This is a genomic window from Sporosarcina luteola (genome assembly GCF_023715245.1).
Lineage (GTDB): Bacteria > Bacillota > Bacilli > Bacillales_A > Planococcaceae > Sporosarcina > Sporosarcina luteola_C.
Map to the genome: position 1 here is coordinate 815,487 of NZ_JAMBNV010000001.1, position 19,995 is coordinate 835,481.

The 19,995-nt window shown below is 48.5% G+C and carries 20 protein-coding genes; 17 read left to right on the forward strand and 3 right to left on the reverse strand.

Features of this window, described 5'->3' with window-relative positions; genetic code table 11:
- Positions 1 to 3 precede the first annotated feature (3 nt).
- Both hemY and M3152_RS03730 read left to right on the forward strand, forming a co-directional pair.
- Positions 4 to 1,425: a protoporphyrinogen oxidase gene (gene hemY, locus M3152_RS03725; RefSeq protein WP_251693853.1), complete on the forward strand. Its 1,422-nt coding sequence runs from the start codon at positions 4 to 6 to the stop codon at positions 1,423 to 1,425.
- 51 nt (positions 1,426 to 1,476) lie between these two features.
- Positions 1,477 to 2,343, forward strand: a complete 867-nt coding sequence (locus M3152_RS03730) for a glycerophosphodiester phosphodiesterase (RefSeq protein ID WP_251693854.1) — start codon at positions 1,477 to 1,479, stop codon at positions 2,341 to 2,343.
- Between the two features lie 123 nt (positions 2,344 to 2,466).
- On the opposite strand, the gene yhfH (M3152_RS03735) is transcribed toward M3152_RS03730, so the two are convergent.
- Positions 2,467 to 2,592, reverse strand: a complete 126-nt coding sequence (gene yhfH / locus M3152_RS03735) for a protein YhfH (protein WP_251693855.1) — start codon at positions 2,590 to 2,592, stop codon at positions 2,467 to 2,469.
- Between the two features lie 79 nt (positions 2,593 to 2,671).
- Positions 2,672 to 2,797: a protein YhfH gene (yhfH, locus tag M3152_RS03740; protein ID WP_251693856.1), complete on the reverse strand. Its 126-nt coding sequence runs from the start codon at positions 2,795 to 2,797 to the stop codon at positions 2,672 to 2,674.
- A gap of 134 nt (positions 2,798 to 2,931) precedes the next feature.
- Here yhfH (M3152_RS03740) and M3152_RS03745 point away from each other — a divergent pair, with 134 nt between their 5' ends.
- From M3152_RS03745 to M3152_RS03770, 6 genes are all read left to right on the forward strand, one after another.
- Complete coding sequence (locus M3152_RS03745; protein ID WP_251693857.1) at positions 2,932 to 3,927, forward strand: lipoate--protein ligase; 996 nt, start codon at positions 2,932 to 2,934, stop codon at positions 3,925 to 3,927.
- Positions 3,928 to 4,396: 469 nt separating this feature from the next.
- Positions 4,397 to 5,101: a response regulator transcription factor gene (locus tag M3152_RS03750; RefSeq protein ID WP_251693858.1), complete on the forward strand. Its 705-nt coding sequence runs from the start codon at positions 4,397 to 4,399 to the stop codon at positions 5,099 to 5,101.
- A complete protein-coding gene (locus tag M3152_RS03755; protein ID WP_251693859.1) occupies positions 5,098 to 6,147 on the forward strand; it encodes a sensor histidine kinase in 1,050 nt (349 codons plus the stop codon). Before M3152_RS03750 ends, M3152_RS03755 begins: the two co-directional genes overlap by 4 nt.
- Positions 6,101 to 6,871 (forward strand): ABC transporter ATP-binding protein, encoded by a 771-nt coding sequence (locus M3152_RS03760; protein WP_251693860.1) that lies wholly within the window; start codon positions 6,101 to 6,103, stop codon positions 6,869 to 6,871. Before M3152_RS03755 ends, M3152_RS03760 begins: the two co-directional genes overlap by 47 nt.
- Before the next feature lie 30 nt (positions 6,872 to 6,901).
- Positions 6,902 to 8,824: an FtsX-like permease family protein gene (locus M3152_RS03765; protein WP_251693861.1), complete on the forward strand. Its 1,923-nt coding sequence runs from the start codon at positions 6,902 to 6,904 to the stop codon at positions 8,822 to 8,824.
- 318 nt (positions 8,825 to 9,142) lie between these two features.
- On the forward strand, positions 9,143 to 10,696 hold the full coding sequence (locus M3152_RS03770) for a fatty acid--CoA ligase family protein (protein WP_251693862.1): 1,554 nt from the start codon (positions 9,143 to 9,145) through the stop codon (positions 10,694 to 10,696).
- 306 nt (positions 10,697 to 11,002) lie between these two features.
- Here the strand turns inward: M3152_RS03770 and M3152_RS03775 are convergent, their stop codons facing one another.
- On the reverse strand, positions 11,003 to 11,884 hold the full coding sequence (locus M3152_RS03775; protein ID WP_251693863.1) for a LysR family transcriptional regulator: 882 nt from the start codon (positions 11,882 to 11,884) through the stop codon (positions 11,003 to 11,005).
- A 105-nt stretch (positions 11,885 to 11,989) separates the two neighbouring features.
- On the opposite strand from M3152_RS03775, the gene M3152_RS03780 reads away from it, so the two are divergent.
- The 9 genes from M3152_RS03780 (at position 11,990) to M3152_RS03820 (ending at position 19,971) form a co-directional block, all read left to right on the forward strand.
- Positions 11,990 to 13,063, forward strand: coding sequence for a citrate synthase/methylcitrate synthase (locus M3152_RS03780; protein WP_251693864.1), 1,074 nt, complete (start codon positions 11,990 to 11,992; stop codon positions 13,061 to 13,063).
- 66 nt (positions 13,064 to 13,129) lie between these two features.
- Complete coding sequence (locus M3152_RS03785) at positions 13,130 to 15,100, forward strand: S9 family peptidase (protein ID WP_251693865.1); 1,971 nt, start codon at positions 13,130 to 13,132, stop codon at positions 15,098 to 15,100.
- A gap of 16 nt (positions 15,101 to 15,116) precedes the next feature.
- Complete coding sequence (locus M3152_RS03790; RefSeq protein WP_285846908.1) at positions 15,117 to 15,665, forward strand: GNAT family N-acetyltransferase; 549 nt, start codon at positions 15,117 to 15,119, stop codon at positions 15,663 to 15,665.
- 211 nt (positions 15,666 to 15,876) lie between these two features.
- Entirely contained in the window at positions 15,877 to 16,608 is a 732-nt protein-coding gene (locus M3152_RS03795; RefSeq protein WP_251693866.1) for an ABC transporter ATP-binding protein, read from the forward strand.
- Positions 16,605 to 17,633, forward strand: a complete 1,029-nt coding sequence (locus M3152_RS03800; RefSeq protein WP_251693867.1) for an ABC transporter permease — start codon at positions 16,605 to 16,607, stop codon at positions 17,631 to 17,633. The genes M3152_RS03795 and M3152_RS03800 overlap by 4 nt, the downstream gene beginning before the upstream one ends.
- Before the next feature lie 10 nt (positions 17,634 to 17,643).
- Positions 17,644 to 18,288 carry a TetR/AcrR family transcriptional regulator gene (locus M3152_RS03805; protein WP_251693868.1) on the forward strand — a complete coding sequence of 215 codons (645 nt, stop codon included), beginning with the start codon at positions 17,644 to 17,646 and terminating at the stop codon, positions 18,286 to 18,288.
- A gap of 386 nt (positions 18,289 to 18,674) precedes the next feature.
- Entirely contained in the window at positions 18,675 to 19,151 is a 477-nt protein-coding gene (locus M3152_RS03810) for a DUF2975 domain-containing protein (RefSeq protein ID WP_251693869.1), read from the forward strand.
- A 10-nt stretch (positions 19,152 to 19,161) separates the two neighbouring features.
- The gene (locus M3152_RS03815; RefSeq protein ID WP_251625511.1) at positions 19,162 to 19,383 is read left to right on the forward strand and encodes a helix-turn-helix domain-containing protein; all 222 of its coding nucleotides are present in this window, start codon (positions 19,162 to 19,164) and stop codon (positions 19,381 to 19,383) included.
- A gap of 303 nt (positions 19,384 to 19,686) precedes the next feature.
- Entirely contained in the window at positions 19,687 to 19,971 is a 285-nt protein-coding gene (locus M3152_RS03820; protein WP_251693870.1) for a late competence development ComFB family protein, read from the forward strand.
- The last annotated feature ends 24 nt before the right edge of the window (positions 19,972 to 19,995 follow it).

The window sequence follows — 19,995 nt, forward strand, 5'->3', positions numbered from 1 at the left end:
GACATGAGTGAACAAAAGAAGAGAGTTGTCATCGTCGGTGGAGGGATCACCGGGCTTTCCGCAGCATTTTATTTGCAAAAAGCGGCCCGTGAACAAAACTTGCCGATCGAAGTGACATTGATTGAAGCGACGAATCGGCTTGGCGGAAAAATCCAGACGGTCCGCCGTGACGGCTTTGTCATCGAACGGGGGCCGGACAGCTTCCTCATCCGAAAGAAAAGCATGGACACATTCGCGAAGGATGTCGGCATTGGCGACGATCTTGTGCGCAATGCGACGGGCCAAGCGTATATCCTCGTGAACGGTCGGTTGCAACCGATTCCGGGCGGCTCTGTCATGGGCATTCCGACGATGGTCGGCCCATTCCTGAAATCTGACCTGTTTTCATTGGCAGGAAAATTAAGGGCGGCAGGGGATTTCGTATTGCCGCGTTCAGGAATAGAAGGAGATCAGTCACTCGGCCACTTCTTCCGTCGCCGATTCGGCCCGGAAATCGTTGAAAACCTCATCGAGCCGCTGTTATCGGGAGTGTATGCAGGTGATATCGATCATATGAGCCTGCAATCAACGTTTCCGCAATTTTACGAAGTGGAAAAGAAACACCGCAGCCTCATCCTCGGGATGAAAAAGACGACGCCAAAGCAGGTTCCGCAAAAGGATGGACATGGCGCCTCCAAAAAAGGGGCGTTCCATTCGCTTCGGAACGGGCTTGAATCGATCGTCGAGGCGGCAGAACAGCAGTTGGAACCCGGCACGGTGAGAAAAGGCATCCGGATCGAAAGCATTTCCAAGCAGGGGAATCAAAATGTTCTAAAGCTGAATACCGGTGAAACGATTGTGGCGGATTCCGTCATCTTGACGACAGGTCATGCGGCGGCAAGCCAACTATTCGCTCCCCATGGTCTGTTGGAGGGGCTGAAGGAAATCCACACGACATCCGTCGCGACAGTCGCACTCGCATTTCCTGCAGAAGCGGTCGTCCAAGATACGGAAGGGACAGGTTTCCTCGTATCCCGTAGCAGTGATTATTCCATCACCGCATGCACATGGGTCTCCCGGAAATGGCCGACGTCGACGCCAGAAGGGAAAGTCTTGCTGCGCGCATTCGTCGGGCGTCCGGGAGAAGATGCGATTGTCGATTTGCCCGATGGCGAGATCGAGCGGATCGTCCTCGAAGACTTAGGGAAGATCATAACAATCAAAGGCATACCGGATTTCACAGTCATTACGCGCTTTAAGGATGATCGGCCACAATACCGGGTCGGGCATCGCGAACGTATAGACGCCGCCCGTGCAGAACTGAAAAATGCTTTTCCGAACGTCAAATTGGCAGGCGCCTCCTATGACGGTGTCGGACTGCCGGACTGCATAAATCAAGGCAAAGCGGCTGTGGAAGAGGTCATTGCTGATTTGATTACGAAATAAAATCGAAAGAGTCCGCCCTGCGCGGACTTTTTCAATTGGAAGGAAGTTTATATGAAAAAACTGCTAGTCTTATTTAGTACAGCCGTCCTATTATCTGCTTGTTCCATCGGAAATGAGTGGGACAATCCGATGCCGGAGGAAGACTTCCTTATCATCGGGCATCGCGGCGCTTCGGCATACGAACCGGAAAACACGATTCCTGCCTTTGAGCTTGCGGAAGACCTTAATGCGGATTACGTAGAGCTTGACGTCCATTTGACGATGGACGGGGAACTGATTGTCATGCACGACGATGACGTGAAACGGACGACAGAAGCAGCCGGGAAGATAAAGGATTTCACATTGGCCGAATTGAAACAGCTGACCGCGGATGAGAAGAAAGGCGAGAAAATCGCCGCCAGCGGCAGAGACGAAGAAGAGTATGAAGTCCCTACATTGCGGGAAGTGGTTGAACAGATGAAAGGAGACCTCCGCTTTGTCATCGAGTTGAAAGATACAGAGCAATACCCCGGCATCGAGGAGGAATTGGTCCGACTCATGGAAGAACAGGAGTTGATCGGTCTCGACGCCGAAGGGTATCCGGAAGCGGTCATCCTTTCATTCGACAAGAAGGCGCTGAAACAAGTGCATAAGATCGACCCTGAGATTCCGCTGATTCAATTGATCTCCTTCGACGAAGGGGAGGAAGCGGCACTAACGAAGAAGGAATTGAAGGATATTCTATCGTACGCTTCAGGCATTAACGTGAGCTACGAAGCATTGACGCCTCCTTTCGTCAACACAATGCACGGCGAGGGTCTCGCAGTATATGCTTACACGGTGAATGACGCCGAAGCCGCCTTGCGGTTGAAAGCGATGGGCGTCAACGGCATCGCTACGGACGAACCCGATATTTTGGACGAACAAAACAGTCGGTGAGTGATCATAAAAGCTGGTGAGTGATCATAAAATCCGACGAGTGATCATAACAGCTGCTTCATACAAAAATAGGACTGCTACGGGAAGACGATTAATCGACTTTCCGGGCAGTCCTCTTTTGTATTAGATGATGTTGCACTCATCGCATTTATTGCTGTAGCATTCATGCTGTTCCTCAATATCTTTTCCGCATTCGGCACAGGTTTTCGCAGGCAGGTTCTTGAAAAACTCAATGACATTCTCTAGCATCGGTATTCCCTCCTGTCTATTTGTACTAATACTAATTAGGTAATTGGGCTAGTGTAATATAACAGCATGGGTAAAAAAATTAGACGATATTGCACTCGTCACATTTAGTACTATAGCATTCATGCTGTTCTTCAATTTTCTCTCCACAAACTTCACAGGATTTAGCGGGCAGGTTTCTGAAAAACTCTACGATACTCTCGACCATTTCATCTTCCTCCTCTTGTTCTATAACTAAATTTGTTAGAATGATTGTATTATAACAGCAGATCGAATGTCAACACTTTTTTGTTCATTTCGGATAAAATAGAAATGAATTCATTTACATAGGGAGCGATTATTGTGTATTTCGTTGATAATAAAGGCATTACCGATCCGAGGATCAACCTTGCGATCGAGGAGTATGTATTGAAAAACATGGACATCGACAAAGATCCGTTTCTGCTGTTCTATATCAACGAACCGTCGATCATTATCGGAAAGAACCAGAACACAGTCGAAGAGATCAATACCGAATACGTCGATGCGAACGGAATCCACGTCGTTCGGAGGCTTTCAGGCGGAGGGGCAGTCTACCACGATTTGGGGAACTTGAATTACAGTTTCATTACGAAAGATGACGGTGAGTCGTTCCGCAATTTTAAGAAATTCACCGAGCCGGTCATCAAGGCATTGGGAGAAATGGGCGTTACAGCGGAACTACTCGGACGCAATGATATCCTCGTCGAAGGGCGGAAAGTTTCGGGCAATGCGCAATTCGCGACGCAAGGCCGCATGTTCACTCACGGGACGTTAATGTTTGATACGGAAATCGAGCGGGTTGTGTCTGCATTGAAAGTGAAGAAGGACAAAATCGAATCGAAAGGGATCAAGTCGATCCGCAGCCGTGTCGCAAACATTTCGGAGTTCATCGAAGGACCGATGACGATTGAACAATTCCGCATGGAAATTCTAAAGTCGATTTTCGAAGGCGAAGAGAACATCCAGTATTGGGAACTGACCGACGAGGACTGGGACAACATCCGGGCCTTATCCGCAGAGCGTTACGGCAACTGGGACTGGAACTACGGCAAATCCCCGAAATTCAATATGCAGCATTCCCACCGCTTCCCTGTTGGCGGGATCGATGTGCGCCTGCAAGTCGAAAAAGGGAATATTATTAATGACGTCAACATTTTCGGCGACTTTTTCGGCGTCGGTGATGTGGCGGTAGTCGAAGATAGTCTAAAGGGCGTCCAATACGATCGCGAATCAATTACGGAGGCACTCGACTCGGTCGACATTCCGACCTTGTTGGGTGGAATTACGAAAGAGGAATTCATTAATTTAATCTATTAAGTTGAAAACCGGTGCAAAGCCGGTTTTTTCTTTTGCCATAGTATATGCGGAATTGGCTGGAGGGGTGTGGTCATCTCAGTTTTGAACGGAAGTGAGAGTTGAGTGGTGATAACCCCTGTCTGAGTGGTGATAAACTCCGCCTGAGTGGTGATAAATTCGAGAATCGGTGGTGAAGTCGCCTGAATCGGTGGTAACCAGTCGAGAATCGGTGATAAAGTCGCCCGAATCGGTGATAACAGGTTGAGAATCGGTGATAAAGTCATCCAATTCGGTGATAACTAGCTGAGCGTCGGTGATAAACTCACGCTAAGCGGTGATAAATTCGAGAATCGGTGGTAAAGTCCCTCGAATCGGTGGTAAACCCTCGAGAATCGGTGATAAACCATTTTCAAACGCTCCCTCCTCGCCCGCCGAGCGTACATTCCATTTTTGCGATATAATAGTTGGAATAGCGAAGGGGGAATTTGCGATGAGGAACCATCGTATCTTCATTGTTGAGGACGATAAAAAAATTGCGAAGCTGTTGGCGGATACGTTGCGTAAATATCAGTATGACGTAGCGATTGTCGAGGATTTTGATAATGTGGAGGCCGAATGTTCGGCGTTCGATCCGCATTTGATTCTCCTCGATATCAATCTGCCTTCGTATGACGGTTATTATTGGTGCCGGCAGCTTCGGCAGACGACGACATGCCCTATCATTTTCATCTCCGCGCGTTCGGGCGATATGGACCAAGTGTTTGCGCTCGAGAACGGAGGGGATGATTTCATTACGAAACCTTTCCATTACGAGATCGTCCTTGCGAAGATCAGAAGTCATTTGAGAAGGGCGTTCGGGGAATACGCACCGAGCCAGGGGGAGCGGACGGTGAAGCTCGGTTCACTTGAGCTGTTCATCGAACGGATGGAGCTGCATTTGCGTGATGAGGAAATACCGCTTCAGAAGAAGGAGTGTGTCATCCTTGAGCTGCTGATGGAGGCGTCGCCGAAAGTCGTTTCACGGGAGACGCTGCTCGAAGAATTATGGGACGATCAGTCATTTGTCGATGAAAACACGTTGAATGTGAATATGACGCGCGTGCGGAAAAAGCTGACCGATTACGGCGTACAGTCTGTCATTGAGACGGTCCGCGGGTCAGGTTACCGTTTCCTCATTGCGCCGGAGGAATCATGAAGCAGATTGTTTTATTCCTGAGAGAGCATTTATCCTGGATCATTTTCGAGGTGATGCTTGTAACATTTATCCTCGTCCTCTATTGGTTGGACGGCTTCCGCGGAATCAATACGGCAATCTACTCAATCATTATGAGCTTGCTGCTGACGGGGGGCTTCCTCATCGGGAAGTTCATCACCAGGCGACCGTATTACGAAGCGATCTTGCAAAAACCCGAGAAGATGGAAGATGCGCTCATCCGCAATATACAGACGACGGAGCAGCGCCAATCGACAGCGTTCATGCGCGATTTGTATACATTGTATCAAGCCGAAGTGCAATCCCTGTACGCATCGCAGCACCGTCAGTTACAGTTCGTCAACCAATGGGTGCATCAAATGAAGACGCCGATTTCTGTCATCAACTTGCTGTTGCAGGAAGACGGCGAACTCGACAAGCGCAGCCTCCGAGAGGAAGTCGATAAAATCCAACGCGGACTTGATGTCGTACTCGTCAACGCGCGGCTTGAGACGTTCGAGGAAGATATGCAGATCGAACAAGTCGGCTTGAAGGGTCTCGTTCAGCAAATTGTGACGGACCATAAGCGGCTGTTCATTACAAATGGCGTCTACCCGGTCATTTCAATTGATGAATCGCTCATCGTTGCGACCGACGAGAAATGGATGAAAATCGCCATCGGCCAGTTCATTACAAATGCTGTGAAATATACATTTGAAAAAGGGAAGCGCCTTTATCTGTCAGCGAAACAAACAGCTATCGGCTTCGAGCTGACAATCCGCGATGAAGGTGTCGGCATTCCGGCATCAGATCTGAAGCGGGTGACGAAGGCGTTCTTCACAGGTGAAAATGGCCGGCTGACCGGTGAATCGACAGGGATGGGGCTGTACATCGCCGATGAGGTCTGTTTGAAGCTCGGCCATCCATTGACGATTGAATCGGAAGTGGGGCAAGGGACTACTGTCAAGATTCTGTTTACAAATGGAGAGATAGGTGAAGCGGATGAAGAACTCGATCGTGAAATTGGAGCAAGTGACGAAGATCTATGAAGGAAAAGTGATGCACCGCGCGCTGAAACGCCTTGACTTCGAGGCGGAAGCCGGGGAATTCATCGCCATCATGGGGCCCTCAGGAAGCGGAAAGACGACATTGCTGAACATCATTTCAACAATCGACATGCCAACATACGGACGAGTCATGATTGACGGCATCGAGCCCGAAGCATTGAATGCGAATGAACTGGCACTGTTCAGACGTCATAATTTCGGCTTCGTCTTCCAGGACATCAATCTGCTTAAAAGTTTGACAGTAGAAGAGAATCTCGTGCTGCCGCTCACATTGGACGGGCTGCCGATCATGGAAATGAAAAAACGGGTCACCCGGCTGGCGGGTCAATTGAGGTTGAAAGAAATCCTCAACCGGCGTCCGGATGAGCTGTCGGGTGGACAGGCGCAACGGACCGCAGTCGGACGTGCGTTGATTCATAATCCTAAGCTTATTCTTGCGGATGAGCCGACAGGGAATCTCGATTCGAATTCAGCAAAGGAAGTCCTCGAATTGCTCAGTCTTGTCAATGAAACCGAGCGGACGACGATCATCATGGTGACGCATGATCCAATTGCCGCAAGTTATTGTGACCGCGTGCTGTTCATCAAGGACGGCGAGTTTTTCAATGAAATCTACAAGGATGAGCGACGCCAGACGTTCTTCCAACGGATTTTGAATGTGCTTAGTTTACTTGGAGGGAATGTCAATGACTTGCGGATGCTGTAACTCGGACATTCGAATAGGGAGGAGAGCTTCATGACATTTCGCCAGTTCGCTTTCCGGAACGTCATGCGCAACCGGCGGATTTACGCAGCCTTTTTCATGGCAAGCGTTTTTTCGGTAATGGTGTTTTTCCTTTATTCCATGCTGCTGTTCCATCCGTCGATTGAAGGCAGTGCGCTCCAGGACATTGCGGTGCTCGGCATGAGCATCGCCGAAATCATCCTGTACATATTCACGATGTTCTTCCTGTTCTATTCGATGCGGGCGTTTTTGCAGGCAAGGACGAAGGAGTTCGGCATCCTCCTCCATTTAGGGATGGAGAAACGGCAGCTGCACCGGCTCATTTTCATCGAAACATTTATTATTGGCGCGGCGTCGATCGGGGTCGGCACCTTCTTAGGATATATGTTTTCGAAATTCTTCTTTATGGTTGTAAAAAGGATTGTCATGCTGCCAGCGCTTCCTCTGTATCTATCTTGGGAGCCATTCGCATTGACGGTCGGCGCTTTCCTGAGCCTGTTCATCATAATTTCATGGGTCGCACCGGTTTTCATCCGGACAGGCAAGCTTGATGAATTGATCCGTGGAGACGGTGGAGGCTTGGAGCAGCAAGGTTTTTCGAAGATTCGAGGAGTGTTGGGTATCGTTCTCCTTGGAATTTCCTATACGATGGCTGCTTTCACGTCGAATAGTATCGTTATCGGGCTGATTTTCCTGTTGCCGCCGCTTGCGACGCTTGGCACGTATTTCTTTTTCACGGATTCATTGCCATTCATCCTCCATCTATTCAAAGTGCGGAAGGAGTTCTATTGGCGGCATTTCCGCCTGCTCGCGATTTCCGAAGGCGTCATCCGGCTGAAAGAGAACGCCCGGATGTTTTTCATCGTGACGATCGTCTCAACGGTCGCGTTCATGTCCGTAGGAATCCTCGCATCGCTCACTTCATTCGCCTCCCAATACCGGGAAATGAACCCGCTCGGTCTTGTGTATGAAAGCTTTCCGGGCAATGAAATGGAGCAGAAGCATATCAATCAGCTTGAGCATGAACTGAGAAAGAATGAAATCGAGTACACATACGTCCAGTTCCCGGTGCTGAAACAGCGTTCGACGTTGACGGACTATACAGTCACGATCATCAAGCTCGAAAGCGTGAACAGACTGTCGAGGTCATTCGGCAATCAGGCATTTGAATTGAAGGAAGGGGAGGCGCTGTTCCTCCCGCCGACCGCTTCCACATACGAGCAGCTGAAAAGGCAATCTATCGAGACGGTGCTTGAGGAAAGCGGCATTGCGGTACGAATCAACGGCGCCTATCCATATGAACTGTTCCCAGCGCATGCGATCGGTACAAATACAATCATTTTGAACGATGCCGATTATGAAAATATAGCGTCTCTCATCGAGCCGTCATCCGTCTATCACGCGTTCGATATTCCGGACTGGCAAAAGACGAAAAACATCGGACTGACAATCGAGCATTCCGTGACGGAATCACTTTTGACAGGCACGCGCGAGAAACTTCATTTCAACTTCGATAATCCTGGCCTGAACTATTCCGTCATGCGGACGACCTTCACATTGCTGCTGTTCATCGGACTATTGCTCGCAGGCGTATTCCTCTTAGCTGCGGGAAGCTTCATCTATTTCCGGCTCTATACATCGCTCGACAGCGACCGGAAGCAGTTCAATGTGCTCCGGCGCATGGGCATTACCGACAAGGAATTCAAGAAAATCGTCAATCGGCAGCTTATCCCCCAATTTTTCGTCCCATGGGGCGTCGCGCTCGTCCATAGCTCATTCGCGTTCCTGTCGCTGCAAGTAATCTGGGACGCCCTCGCGGAAATCTCCATCGTCCGCGAACTGACAATGGTACTCGTCGGCTTCACAGCACTGCAAGTCATTTATTTCTACCTCATCCGCTGGCGTTATCTAGCGCATATCCGGACACCGGAGTAGAAGTGGAATGAAAAACGCATAAATGCCTCGAAATGTCCATAAACCGTTGCAAATACGCATAAACCGGTTTATAAGTCCATAAGTTGTACTAAATACGCATAAATCTCGCCAGACACGCATAAACGATAATGTACTGCCTTCCCTCAACTTCCAGGGAAGGCATTTTTCAATTATTTTCCTGAAATAAAAATAGAGCTTTCTCTCAGTTGTGATAACAGTAGTTTTCTAAAAGTATTGTGAACTTTTAATTTTTCTTATATAATAATAGTTGGGTTTACTGAATGGTGGTTCATTCAATGAAAAGGGAGGATGTTCAGTATGAATTTGGTTTCACAAGTTTATGAAACATCGAAGCTGCAACCTGGGAAAACGGCTTATCACTTTATGGGGAAAGACACTTCGTATGCCGAGTTCGACCAGTCCGTGTCCATGTTTGCTTCTGCATTGCAAGACTTAGGAGTCGAAAAGGGTGACCACATCGCATTGTTGTTAGGAAATACACCGCATTTCCTCATATCGCTCTATGCGACGATGCGGATCGGAGCGACAGCGATTCCGGTCAATCCGATTTATTCGCCTGATGAAATTTCATACATTCTACATAACAGCGATGCCAAAGCGGTCATCGCGCTAGACCAATTGCTGCCGCTAGTCGAAAAATCCGCGACACTGTTTCCTTCGATCGAGAACTATATCGTCTGTGAAATGAGCGCAGATATAGGGGAGAGATTGTCGGCGCTTTCAGATAAAGCAAAAGCTAAAGTCCAACTGTTTTCCAAACTCATTGCTACAGGCAAGCCGGATCTCGCTCCGATTGAAGTTGACGGAAATGAAACCGCTATCATCCTCTATACGTCCGGAACGACAGGCCGTCCGAAAGGTGCGATGCTGACGCATGAGAATCTGTACTCGAACGCGAGAGATGTCGGAGACTATTTAGGGTTCTCGGAAAACGACCGAATTGTTGCGACTTTGCCCATTTTCCACGTGTTCGCGCTGACCGTCGTCGTGAACGCACCATTGCTGAAAGGCGCGACGATCTTGCTCGTCCCGCGTTTTAGCCCGGGGGAAGTATTCCAGACAATCAAAGAGCAGCAGGCTACCATATTCGCTGGCGTGCCGACAATGTACAATTTCCTCTATCAATACCCGGAAGGCGATCCGGCCGATTTCAACACAATCCGCATCGCAATATCGGGTGGTGCATCGTTGCCAGTCGCGTTGCTTCATAACTTTGAGAATAAATTTAATGTAAGGATCTCAGAGGGGTACGGCCTTTCCGAAGCGTCACCAGTCACATGCTTCAACCCGCTGGATCGTGAGCGGGTGCCAGGATCAATCGGCACGAATATCATCAATGTGGAAAATAAAGTGTTCGACGAATATGGCGAGGAAGTGCCTGTCGGCGAAGTCGGTGAACTCGTCGTCCAAGGGCCGAACGTCATGAAAGGCTATTACAAAATGCCCGAAGAAACCGCTGCCGCCATCCGCGACGGCTGGCTGTACACAGGCGACCTGGCCCGGCAGGATGAAGACGGGTACTTCTATATCGTCGACCGCAAGAAAGACATGATCATCGTCGGCGGCTACAACGTCTATCCGCGCGAAGTCGAAGAGGTGCTGTTCACACATGACGACATCGTCGAAGCAGCAGTCATCGGCGTGCCGGATCTCGATTTCGGCGAAGAAGTCCAAGCATTCGTCGTCCTGAAAAAAGGCGCTGTGGCGGATGCTGAGAAATTGAAGGAATTCTGTTCCAAACGTCTGGCGAAATATAAAGTGCCGAAGATCATTGAGTTCCTGGACGAACTGCCAAAGAATACGACGGGCAAAATTTTGCGGAGATCGTTGAAAGATCAAGTTAGGCAATAAATGAAAGGGCCCTTCCACGGTAGTCGCGGAAGGGCTCGTTTGTTTTAGCAAGGGCTCAATTATTCGGATAAGGGCTCATTTAATTGCACAAGGGTTCAATTATTTGATTAAGGGCTCAATTAATCGCGCAAGGGCTCCATTAATCGTACAAGGGCTCAATTATTTCAACAAGGGCTCAATTAATCACATCGAAGGTCCATTCTTCCGTGCTCAGGGTCCATTCCTTCTCCGTCAGGGCTCATTCTTTCATTCCCACGGCCCGTTCTTTCTCGCCAAAGGTCCATTCTTTCCAGTAAATCTCCCACACTACCCAAAATAATAAGCCGAAATCTCCCGAATGAAATCCTCCTCCAATTCACCTTTCTTTTTCACAAGAATAAACGTCGAAACAGTCGGCAACTGGAACAAATCAAAATGCGGTTGCATGAGCCGGCCTTCCGTCAGTTCGCGCCGGACAATCGAGTGGGGGAGGAACGAGACGCCGAGCCCTTCCTGGATGAACCGTTTCGCAATATGCGCCTGCGTCACCTTCATCGTGCGTACGCCCGGCACATGCTTATGCAAAACGACGAGCAAATCCTCCCAGTAGACCGGATGATGATGCGTCAGCAAATAATTCCTGAGCAGCGCCTCCTCCACATCAATTGGCGGGCCGCTTTCCTCGTCGTAACTATCCGTCGGTGTAATGAAAACAATCGGATCGTTATAAACTCGGATCGACTCGATGCCTTTCAGAGCTGCGTCCAACGCCGAAATGCCCAAATGGACTTCGCCAGCATCAACGAGACGCTCAATCTTCTCGGATTCCTCCACCCGGATCGTCAGCTCTACATCGGCGTGCTTCTCCATGAACGTTCGTAATAAATAAGGCAAAATGGTTTCCGCCATGAGCGGCGAAATGGCAATTGTCCACATTCGGCGGTAGCCTTGCGCGAATGCGTGCATCCGATTCACGCTATCATCCAGCCCCGCCAACAATTTCGCTGCCTCCGCATAAAACAATCTACCCGCATCTGTCAACGTGACCCGATTATTGATTCGATCGAAAAGCCGGACGCCTACATGCTCCTCAAGCAGCTTAATATGTACCGTGACGGTCGGCTGCGACAATAGCAATTTCTCGGAAGCCTTCCTGAAATTCAATGTCTCTGCCGCCACGACGAATGTGCGTAACCATTGCGTGTCCAACGCCGCACCCCCCTCTTGATTAATAAAACTAATCAAATCATTCAAAAACATTTAATTTACCTAATTATAGCTCCCGCTTATACTAAAAGAAAAGGAGGAATGGTCATGTTTCAAAAAGGCTTGAAAGATGTCGTTGCAGTACACACAAAAATTGCATCCATAGAAGGGGATATCGGCGAGCTTCGATATCGCGGAATCCTTGTCGACGAATTAATCCCAAATCACTCTTTCGAAGAAATTGCGCACTTCCTTTGGAACGGAAAGTTCCCGGACGAAAACGAATCCTATACTCTTCAAGAAGGAAGAGAATTACCTGCTCACGTAACGCTCATCATCGATGCTCTTCCACCTGAAATGCCGATGATGGACGCCATGAGAACCTCAATTTCGGCGTACGCGCACCTTACTTTCACGAATCAAACAATCGAACAGCAAGTGCTCCATCTGACCGCGGCACTTCCATCGATTATCGCGAGACACTACCGCAAAGTGATGGGTCTTCTGGTCATCGAACCCGACAAGAACCTATCACATACTGCAAACTATTTATGGATGCTCACAGGAACAAAACCAGCAGACGTCCACGTCGAAGCACTCGAAACCTATTTGAAACTGACTATGGAGCACGGCATGAATGCCTCCACATTCGCGGCGCGTGTCACGATTTCCACGGAATCCGATCTAACAGCGGCAGTCACATCGGCGCTTGGCACAATGAAAGGCCCTTTGCATGGCGGCGCGCCTTCAGCGGTAATTGAACTGCTCGAAGAAATCGGCACGCAAGAAAACGTCCGTCCTGTTATCCAGGAAAAACTGCAAAACGGCGAGCGGATCATGAAGTTCGGCCACCGCATCTACAAAACCGAAGACCCACGATCAATTTTATTACGAGATACATGCGAAAAGCTTGCAGGACAAGACGATTGGCTCGATCTCGCGACAGCTGCCGAGACAGAAATCGTTACATTGCTAGAAACATACAAGCCGGGCCGGAAGCTGTATACCAACGTCGAATATTACGCAGCTGCGATCATGCGGGCAATCGATATGCCGCCCGAACTGTTCACCCCTACATTCAGCGTAGCAAGAATAGTCGGCTGGACGGCCCATGCCATCGAACAGCTGAGCGACAACACGATCTTCCGCCCGCAATCCGTCTACATCGGAAAAAAATCATGAAATAAAAAGGGGAAGCTCCTCAGGGTGTCGAAATATGTAGAATAGATAATTGAAGGGGGAATTCCTATGAGAAACCTACAAACAGATGATTTATTCAAACTGCAATCCGTCACGAACCCGCAACTATCGCCTGACGGAAAAGAAGCGCTGTTCATCAAAACGCATATCGACGAAGAGGAAAACAAATATATCGCAAACCTGTACCACATCGACCTTGAGACGAAAGAAACTTCTCAATGGACATACGGAACACACCGCATCAGCTCGCCAAAATGGTCGGCGGACGGCAAGCAGATCGCTTTTTTGTCGAATCGCGACGATAAAAACCAGCTGTACATCCTTTCCGCCCGCGGAGGCGAAGCGAAGAAACTTACATCTTTCGAAAACGGCGTATCCAACTTCGAATGGTCGCCTTGCGGTAAGAAAATCTGGTTTGACGCTTCGGTGAAGGAAGGCAAGACGTTCACGGATAAAGAGGAAAAAGATGAAAAGAAGAAGCCGGAACCTGTCCGCGTGACGAAGATGAAATATAAAATGGACGGGATCGGTTTATTGCCGCAGGATTCATTCAAGCAAATCGGTGTCATTGACCTTGAAACAGAAGAGGTAACACAGTTTACGGAAGGGAATCACCAGCATACATTGCAGGCGGTTTCGCATGACGGCAGCAAGCTCGTCATCGGCGTGAACCGAGATGAGGATTTGGACTGGGCATTCCGTCAGCCGCTCCATTTGGTAGATGTGGAATCGAAGGAAGAGACAGTCATCGTCGATGAGGAAGGCTATTATGGCGGTGCGAGATTTTCGTTAGACGACAATTATATCGCCTTTGTCGGCTCGGATCGCACGTTCCAAAACGCTACACATAGTAATTTGTATGTATACGATACGCCACGCGGCAATACGATCAATATTACGGAAAGCGTTGATGCTCCGGTCGGCGACTATACGGTTGCAGACCACCAGCAAGGGGCAAGCGCGCCGAGTGTAGTTTGGACGAAGGACAACGATCTGTACTTCCAGCTCTCCGCTATGGGTGACGTCCGCCTTTATTTCGCAACGCTCGAAGGGGAGCTGTACCCGGCGTCCCAGGAAAACGAGCATGTGTATGGCTATGACGTGAACCGGGAAGGCGATTTTGCGTTAGTCGCAGCGAGCGATCCTATAAATCCGGGCGAAATTTATCAATTGACGATTGCGACAGGCGAAAGGAAAGCAGTCACTTCATTCAATAAAGACTATTTGCAAGAAGTCAAACTCGTAGAACCGGAATCAATCTTCTTCAAAGGGGCAAATGATTGGGATGTCCACGGCTGGCTCATGAAACCGGCCGACTTCAAGGAAGGCGAGAAATATCCACTCATCGTCGACATCCATGGCGGACCGCACGCAATGTTTGGCAACACATTCTTCCATGAAATGCAGTTGCTAGCGGCAAAAGGATACGGAGTGCTCTACATCAACCCGCGCGGCAGCCACGGCTACAGCCAGCAATTCGTCGATGCGGTCCGCGGCGATTATGGCGGGGGCGACTATGAAGACATCATGGCGTCAGTTGATTATGTACTGGCGGAAAATGAATGGATTGACGAAGATCGGCTTGGCGTAACGGGCGGCAGCTACGGCGGTTTCATGACGAACTGGATCGTCGGCCATACGAATCGCTTCAAAGCGGCGGTCACACAGCGCTCGATCTGCAACTGGATCAGCTTCTTCGGTGTATCCGACATCGGCTATTACTTCAGTGACTGGCAAATTGCAGCGGACATGAAAGACGTCGAAACGCTCTGGAAACACTCTCCGTTGAAATACGCGGAAAACGTGGAGACGCCTCTATTGATCCTTCACTCGGAAAAAGACTTCCGCTGCCCGATTGAACAGGCGGAGCAGTTATATATTACATTGAAAAGCATGGGGAAAGAGACGGAATTCGTCCGCTTCCCGGATGCAGACCACAACCTATCGCGGACCGGCGCACCGAATCTGCGTATTGAACGATTGAATGAGATTACGGGCTGGTTCGCGAAATACCTTTAATCTTGGAGGAAACAGTTTGACATACACTCTAGACGGCGTAACAATTCGCCCGATAAAAGAAGAAGATTTGCACCGTATGTGGGAATTGACGTTCAAAGAGGAAAATCCCGAATGGAAGAAATGGGACGCCCCGTACTACCCGCATAAAGCAATAACGTATGAAGCATTTCTCGAACGGAAAGACAATGTCGTCGCTACGGACGATTACTGGGGCATCGAAGTAGGCGGCGAGCTCATCGGCATGGTGAGTTACTATTGGGAGCACAAGCCGTCCCTTCGGCTTGAGATGGGCATCCTCATCTACGAGCCGAAGTATTGGAGCGGCGGATACGGAACGAAGGCACTCACGATGTGGATCGATCATTTATTCAATGAAATGCCGCTCGTCCGCGTCGGCCTCACCACATGGTCCGGCAACGAGCGAATGATCCGCGTCGCCGAAAAGCTAGGCATGACAATGGAAGCGCGCATCCGCAAAGTCCGCTACTGGAACGGCGTCTACTACGACTCCATCCGGATGGGCATGCTGCGTGAGGAATGGGAAGCGCATAAATCTAAGAATTGAGAGGGGACTTTTCCTCTCTTTTTTTATTGGACTCGGCTTTGCTTGTGTTGCTCCTCTCGTTGTTTGCGTTGCGCCCGCTTTTGATTGTATTGCTCTTGTCATCGTCTACATTTCGATCGAAAAATAATGAGTGATTACTCACTTTACAATGCTAACTTCATAGATTACAATAAAGTGAGTAATCACTCACTACTGAAAAGAGGTGGCAATCATGCACGAAAACGAAGTCTGCGTATCCATCTGCAACGTCTCGAAAAGCTTCGGCAAGAATCAAGTTCTGAAAGACATCAACTTAGACATTTATGAAGGCGAAATCTTCGGCTTGCTCGGACCATCCGGAGCGGGGAAGACGACGTTGGTGAAGGAACTGGCGGGACTTGACGAACCGACAACAGGGGAGAACCATCTATTCAACGAGAAGATGCCTTCCCTAAACCTCATCAAACGCATCGGGTATATGGCGCAATCGGACGCCCTTTACGAGGAATTGTCAGCGAAGGAAAATCTTCAATTTTTCTCTGAACTCTATGGGTTGAAAGGGCAGAAACAAGCGCAGCTCATCAAAGAAGTTATGGAACTCGTCCAACTTTCCGGCGACATGACAAAACTCGTATCGAACTACTCCGGTGGAATGAAAAGACGCCTCTCCCTCGCGATTGCATTACTCCACAAACCGGAATTGCTCATTCTCGATGAACCTACTGTCGGAATCGACCCAGTCCTACGGAAAAGCATCTGGAACGCATTCGCGGATCAGAAAGCGCAAGGGAAGACGCTCATCGTCACGACCCACGTCATGGACGAAGCCGATAAATGTGATCGACTCGGACTGATTCGCGACGGAAAACTGATTGCGGTCGGCACGCCAGCCGAACTGAAAAAGGAAACCAATTCTTCAACAATCGAGGAAGTCTTCCTCGTCTTCGGAGGTGTGGAACGATGAGAGTGATGGCATTGGTAAAACGAATTCTCCGTCAACTTAGCAGGGATAAACGGACGATCGGGCTGCTTATCTTCGCGCCGATCCTCGTACTGACGATGCTCTATTTCGTCTTCAACGGCGACGACTATACTCCGAAAATCGGATTCGTCGATATACCGGAAATGCTCGCCGATCAAATCGATAAGGAAGGGGCACAAGTAACCACCTTCAAAACGGAAGCTGTAGCGAAGGAAAAACTTGCTGCACAGGAACTCGATGGCTATCTAAAAATCGAAGGCAACACACCGTCCATTGTCCTTGAGGGGAGCGATCCAAGCGTCACGGGCGCCACGATGAAATGGCTACAGAACGCATTGCCAAAACCGTCGCAAGCCATTGACATTCCGGAACCGAAGATTGACTACTTGCACGGCTCAAGCGACATGGGACAATTCGATTATTTCGGACCGGTCCTGCTCGGATTTTTCGTGTTCTTCTTCGTCTTCCTGATCGCGGGTGTTTCATTCCTACGCGAACGGACGACAGGCACTCTTGAACGGCTACTCGCCAGTCCATTGCGAAAACGGGAAATCGTCGCCGGCTATGTCCTCGGCTTTGGACTTTTCACGACAATCCAGTCTACAATCATTACAGCATATGCGATTTACGTGCTTGGCATGGTCATGGAAGGAGCCTTCATCTATGTGCTCCTTATCATCCTCATCCTCGCGTTGACTGCACTGACGCTCGGTATCCTGCTATCATCATTCGCACATAACGAGCTGCAGATGATGCAATTCATCCCGATCGTCGTCGTGCCGCAAATCTTCTTTTCAGGATTGTTCAACTTGGAGACAATTGCCGAATGGCTCAGCTGGATCGGCTACTTGACACCTCTCTATTACGCCGCGGAAGCATTGCGGGACGTGATGGTGAGGGGCGCCGGATTTGGCGATATCATGATAAACTTGCTTATACTAGCAGGATTCTGCCTGCTGTTCATTGCAATAAACATCGCCGTGCTAAGCAAGTATCGCAGAATATAAGGAGGGCATCATGACAGACGAAAACAACCTGCTCGACGAAATGCTTCAGGAAGACGACAGCCTGACAGAAAAACAAAGGCAAATTCTCGTCGCAGCAACAGAAATGTTCGCAGAAAAAGGATTTGCCGCCACATCGACAAATGAAATCGCCAAAAAAGCGGGCGTCGCGGAAGGCACGATTTTCCGCCACTACAAAACGAAAAAGGACCTGCTCCTTTCCATCGTCACGCCGATGATGGTCAAAATGCTTGGTCCCATTATCATCAAAGACTTGAACAAAGTGCTCGACAAAGACTTCGAGCACTTCGAAGACTTCGTGCGCGCAATGATCAAAAATCGCCAGGAATTCCTCGAGAAAAACTTGAAAGTCGTCCAGATCTTTCTCCAGGAAATCCCGTTCCACCCAGAACTGCGCGAGCAATTCATCGAACACATTGGGAAAAAGGTAGTCATCCGCCTCATCCAAATCGTCGAGCACTATCAATCGAAAGGCCAGATTATTAAACTGCCGGCAACGACCGTCATCCGGCTAACCGCCTCGACAATCATGGGCTACTTCGCCGCCAAATACATCATCAACCCGAAGTGGAACGACGACGAGGAAATCAATCAAATGATTCACTTCCTCAAAAAAGGCCTCGCCCCTGAGGAATGAAAAAAGAAGGTCCCGCACCTTCTTTTTTTTGATGGAATCAAACCGAAACGCGCATAAATTCGCTAAATCACGCATAACTGGCCCCAGTCGCGCATAAATTCGTTAAATCACGCATAAACGGCCACAGATACGCATAAATCCCCTAAATCACGCATAACCGGCTCCAGATACGCATAAATCCGCTAAATCGCGCATAACCGGCCCCAGCCACGCATAAATCCGCCAACTCGCGCATAACCCTTCCCAGATACGCATACATCGATCATGACATCTCTTCTACATATCCATAAACAACATTAATTTCACCAAACTCGATAATTATTTATTGATATTCGATAAATAATAAGCTATAATCAAATCATACTAAACATGTGAGGTGCTTTTGAATGAAACGAGGATCAACATTATTTTTAAGGATGGCAGTTTTCCTAATTGGAGCTCCAGTTCTTGCTTTAGCTATATTCGGGATCTACTATCTATTGAAAAATCCAGCCAATCCGGATTATGCACATATACTCTATCCAATCGTGATCGGAATGTATATTTCAGTCATACCGTTTTTCGGAGCGTTGTTACAGGCTTTCAAACTGCTCAGCTACATCGACAAGAACCAAGCTTTCTCAGATCTATCTGTTACAGCTCTTAAGAAAATCAAACTCTTTGCAATGACAATCAGTGTTGTGTATGTAATTGTTCTGCCATTCATGGCAATGGTAGCGGAGCTGGACGATGCACCAGGTCTCATCATCTTCTCAATGGTTCCTATTTTTGCTCCGTTTGTAATCGCGGTCTTTGCTGCTCTCCTCCAAAGACTGCTGCAAGAAGCTATTACGATAAAATCTGAAAATGATTTAACGGTCTGAGGTGAAAACAATGGGAATTATTATAAATATTGACGTAATGCTAGCCAAAAGGAAGATGAGCGTAACAGAACTAACGGAAAAGGTTGGAATTACAATGGCGAACCTATCCATATTGAAAAATGGAAAGGCTAAAGCGATCCGATTCTCAACCCTAGAGGCGATCTGCAAGGCGTTGGACTGTCAGCCTGGAGACATTTTAGAATACAAAAATGATGAAGACACAGAAGAATAATCAACTACAGAAAGTCGGTTCCTCCGATAGAGGAATTCGGCTTTTTGTTACGAAAAGCTCATAAATCCCTCCAGAAATTCATAAATCTATTGAATTTCGCATAAATGCTTCTAGACACGCATAAATCAATTAATACGCGCATAACTCACTAGAATCACGCATAAACGCCAACAATCGCTCATAAATCCATAATAGTGATCATAAAGTCCCGTGACAATAATGCTCCTTTCCTACAATTCGCAAATTTTACCATTAGTGCTACAATGAATGGAAATTAATTCTTCACAAAAGGGGGTACGAAACATGCCAGTATATAACGTGATGGAAGAAGTCGTCCAAAACGTACTCCAACAATATGAAAATGAACTCAATCTCACATGCCATTGTGACCGATGCAAAGACGACATCAAGGCCATCGCGCTCAATGAAATCAAGCCTCGCTACATCGTGAACGATAAACTAAGTCCAGTCATCCGCGCAGAACACGTCGCAGATCGGCAAGGCGCAACAAACATCCTTTCCACCGTAGTCAGAGCAGCCCGCATCGTCTCCGCATCACCCCGCTGCGAAAACGCAAAAAAAGAGTAGGCCGGGAGAACCCCCAAAGCCTAC

Coding starts and splice junctions, on each gene's coding strand:
- yhfH (WP_251693856.1), bottom strand. CDS start 2,797: ATGGTCGAGAGTATCGTAGAGTTTTTCAGAAACCTGCCCGCTAAATCC.
- hemY (WP_251693853.1), top strand. CDS start 4: ATGAGTGAACAAAAGAAGAGAGTTGTCATCGTCGGTGGAGGGATCACC.
- M3152_RS03755 (WP_251693859.1), top strand. CDS start 5,098: ATGAAGCAGATTGTTTTATTCCTGAGAGAGCATTTATCCTGGATCATT.
- M3152_RS03805 (WP_251693868.1), top strand. CDS start 17,644: ATGACAGACGAAAACAACCTGCTCGACGAAATGCTTCAGGAAGACGAC.
- M3152_RS03820 (WP_251693870.1), top strand. CDS start 19,687: ATGCCAGTATATAACGTGATGGAAGAAGTCGTCCAAAACGTACTCCAA.
- M3152_RS03765 (WP_251693861.1), top strand. CDS start 6,902: ATGACATTTCGCCAGTTCGCTTTCCGGAACGTCATGCGCAACCGGCGG.
- M3152_RS03785 (WP_251693865.1), top strand. CDS start 13,130: ATGAGAAACCTACAAACAGATGATTTATTCAAACTGCAATCCGTCACG.
- M3152_RS03815 (WP_251625511.1), top strand. CDS start 19,162: ATGGGAATTATTATAAATATTGACGTAATGCTAGCCAAAAGGAAGATG.
- M3152_RS03750 (WP_251693858.1), top strand. CDS start 4,397: ATGAGGAACCATCGTATCTTCATTGTTGAGGACGATAAAAAAATTGCG.
- M3152_RS03795 (WP_251693866.1), top strand. CDS start 15,877: ATGCACGAAAACGAAGTCTGCGTATCCATCTGCAACGTCTCGAAAAGC.
- M3152_RS03770 (WP_251693862.1), top strand. CDS start 9,143: ATGAATTTGGTTTCACAAGTTTATGAAACATCGAAGCTGCAACCTGGG.
- M3152_RS03780 (WP_251693864.1), top strand. CDS start 11,990: ATGTTTCAAAAAGGCTTGAAAGATGTCGTTGCAGTACACACAAAAATT.
- M3152_RS03800 (WP_251693867.1), top strand. CDS start 16,605: ATGAGAGTGATGGCATTGGTAAAACGAATTCTCCGTCAACTTAGCAGG.
- M3152_RS03730 (WP_251693854.1), top strand. CDS start 1,477: ATGAAAAAACTGCTAGTCTTATTTAGTACAGCCGTCCTATTATCTGCT.
- M3152_RS03760 (WP_251693860.1), top strand. CDS start 6,101: ATGAAGAACTCGATCGTGAAATTGGAGCAAGTGACGAAGATCTATGAA.
- M3152_RS03810 (WP_251693869.1), top strand. CDS start 18,675: ATGAAACGAGGATCAACATTATTTTTAAGGATGGCAGTTTTCCTAATT.
- yhfH (WP_251693855.1), bottom strand. CDS start 2,592: ATGCTAGAGAATGTCATTGAGTTTTTCAAGAACCTGCCTGCGAAAACC.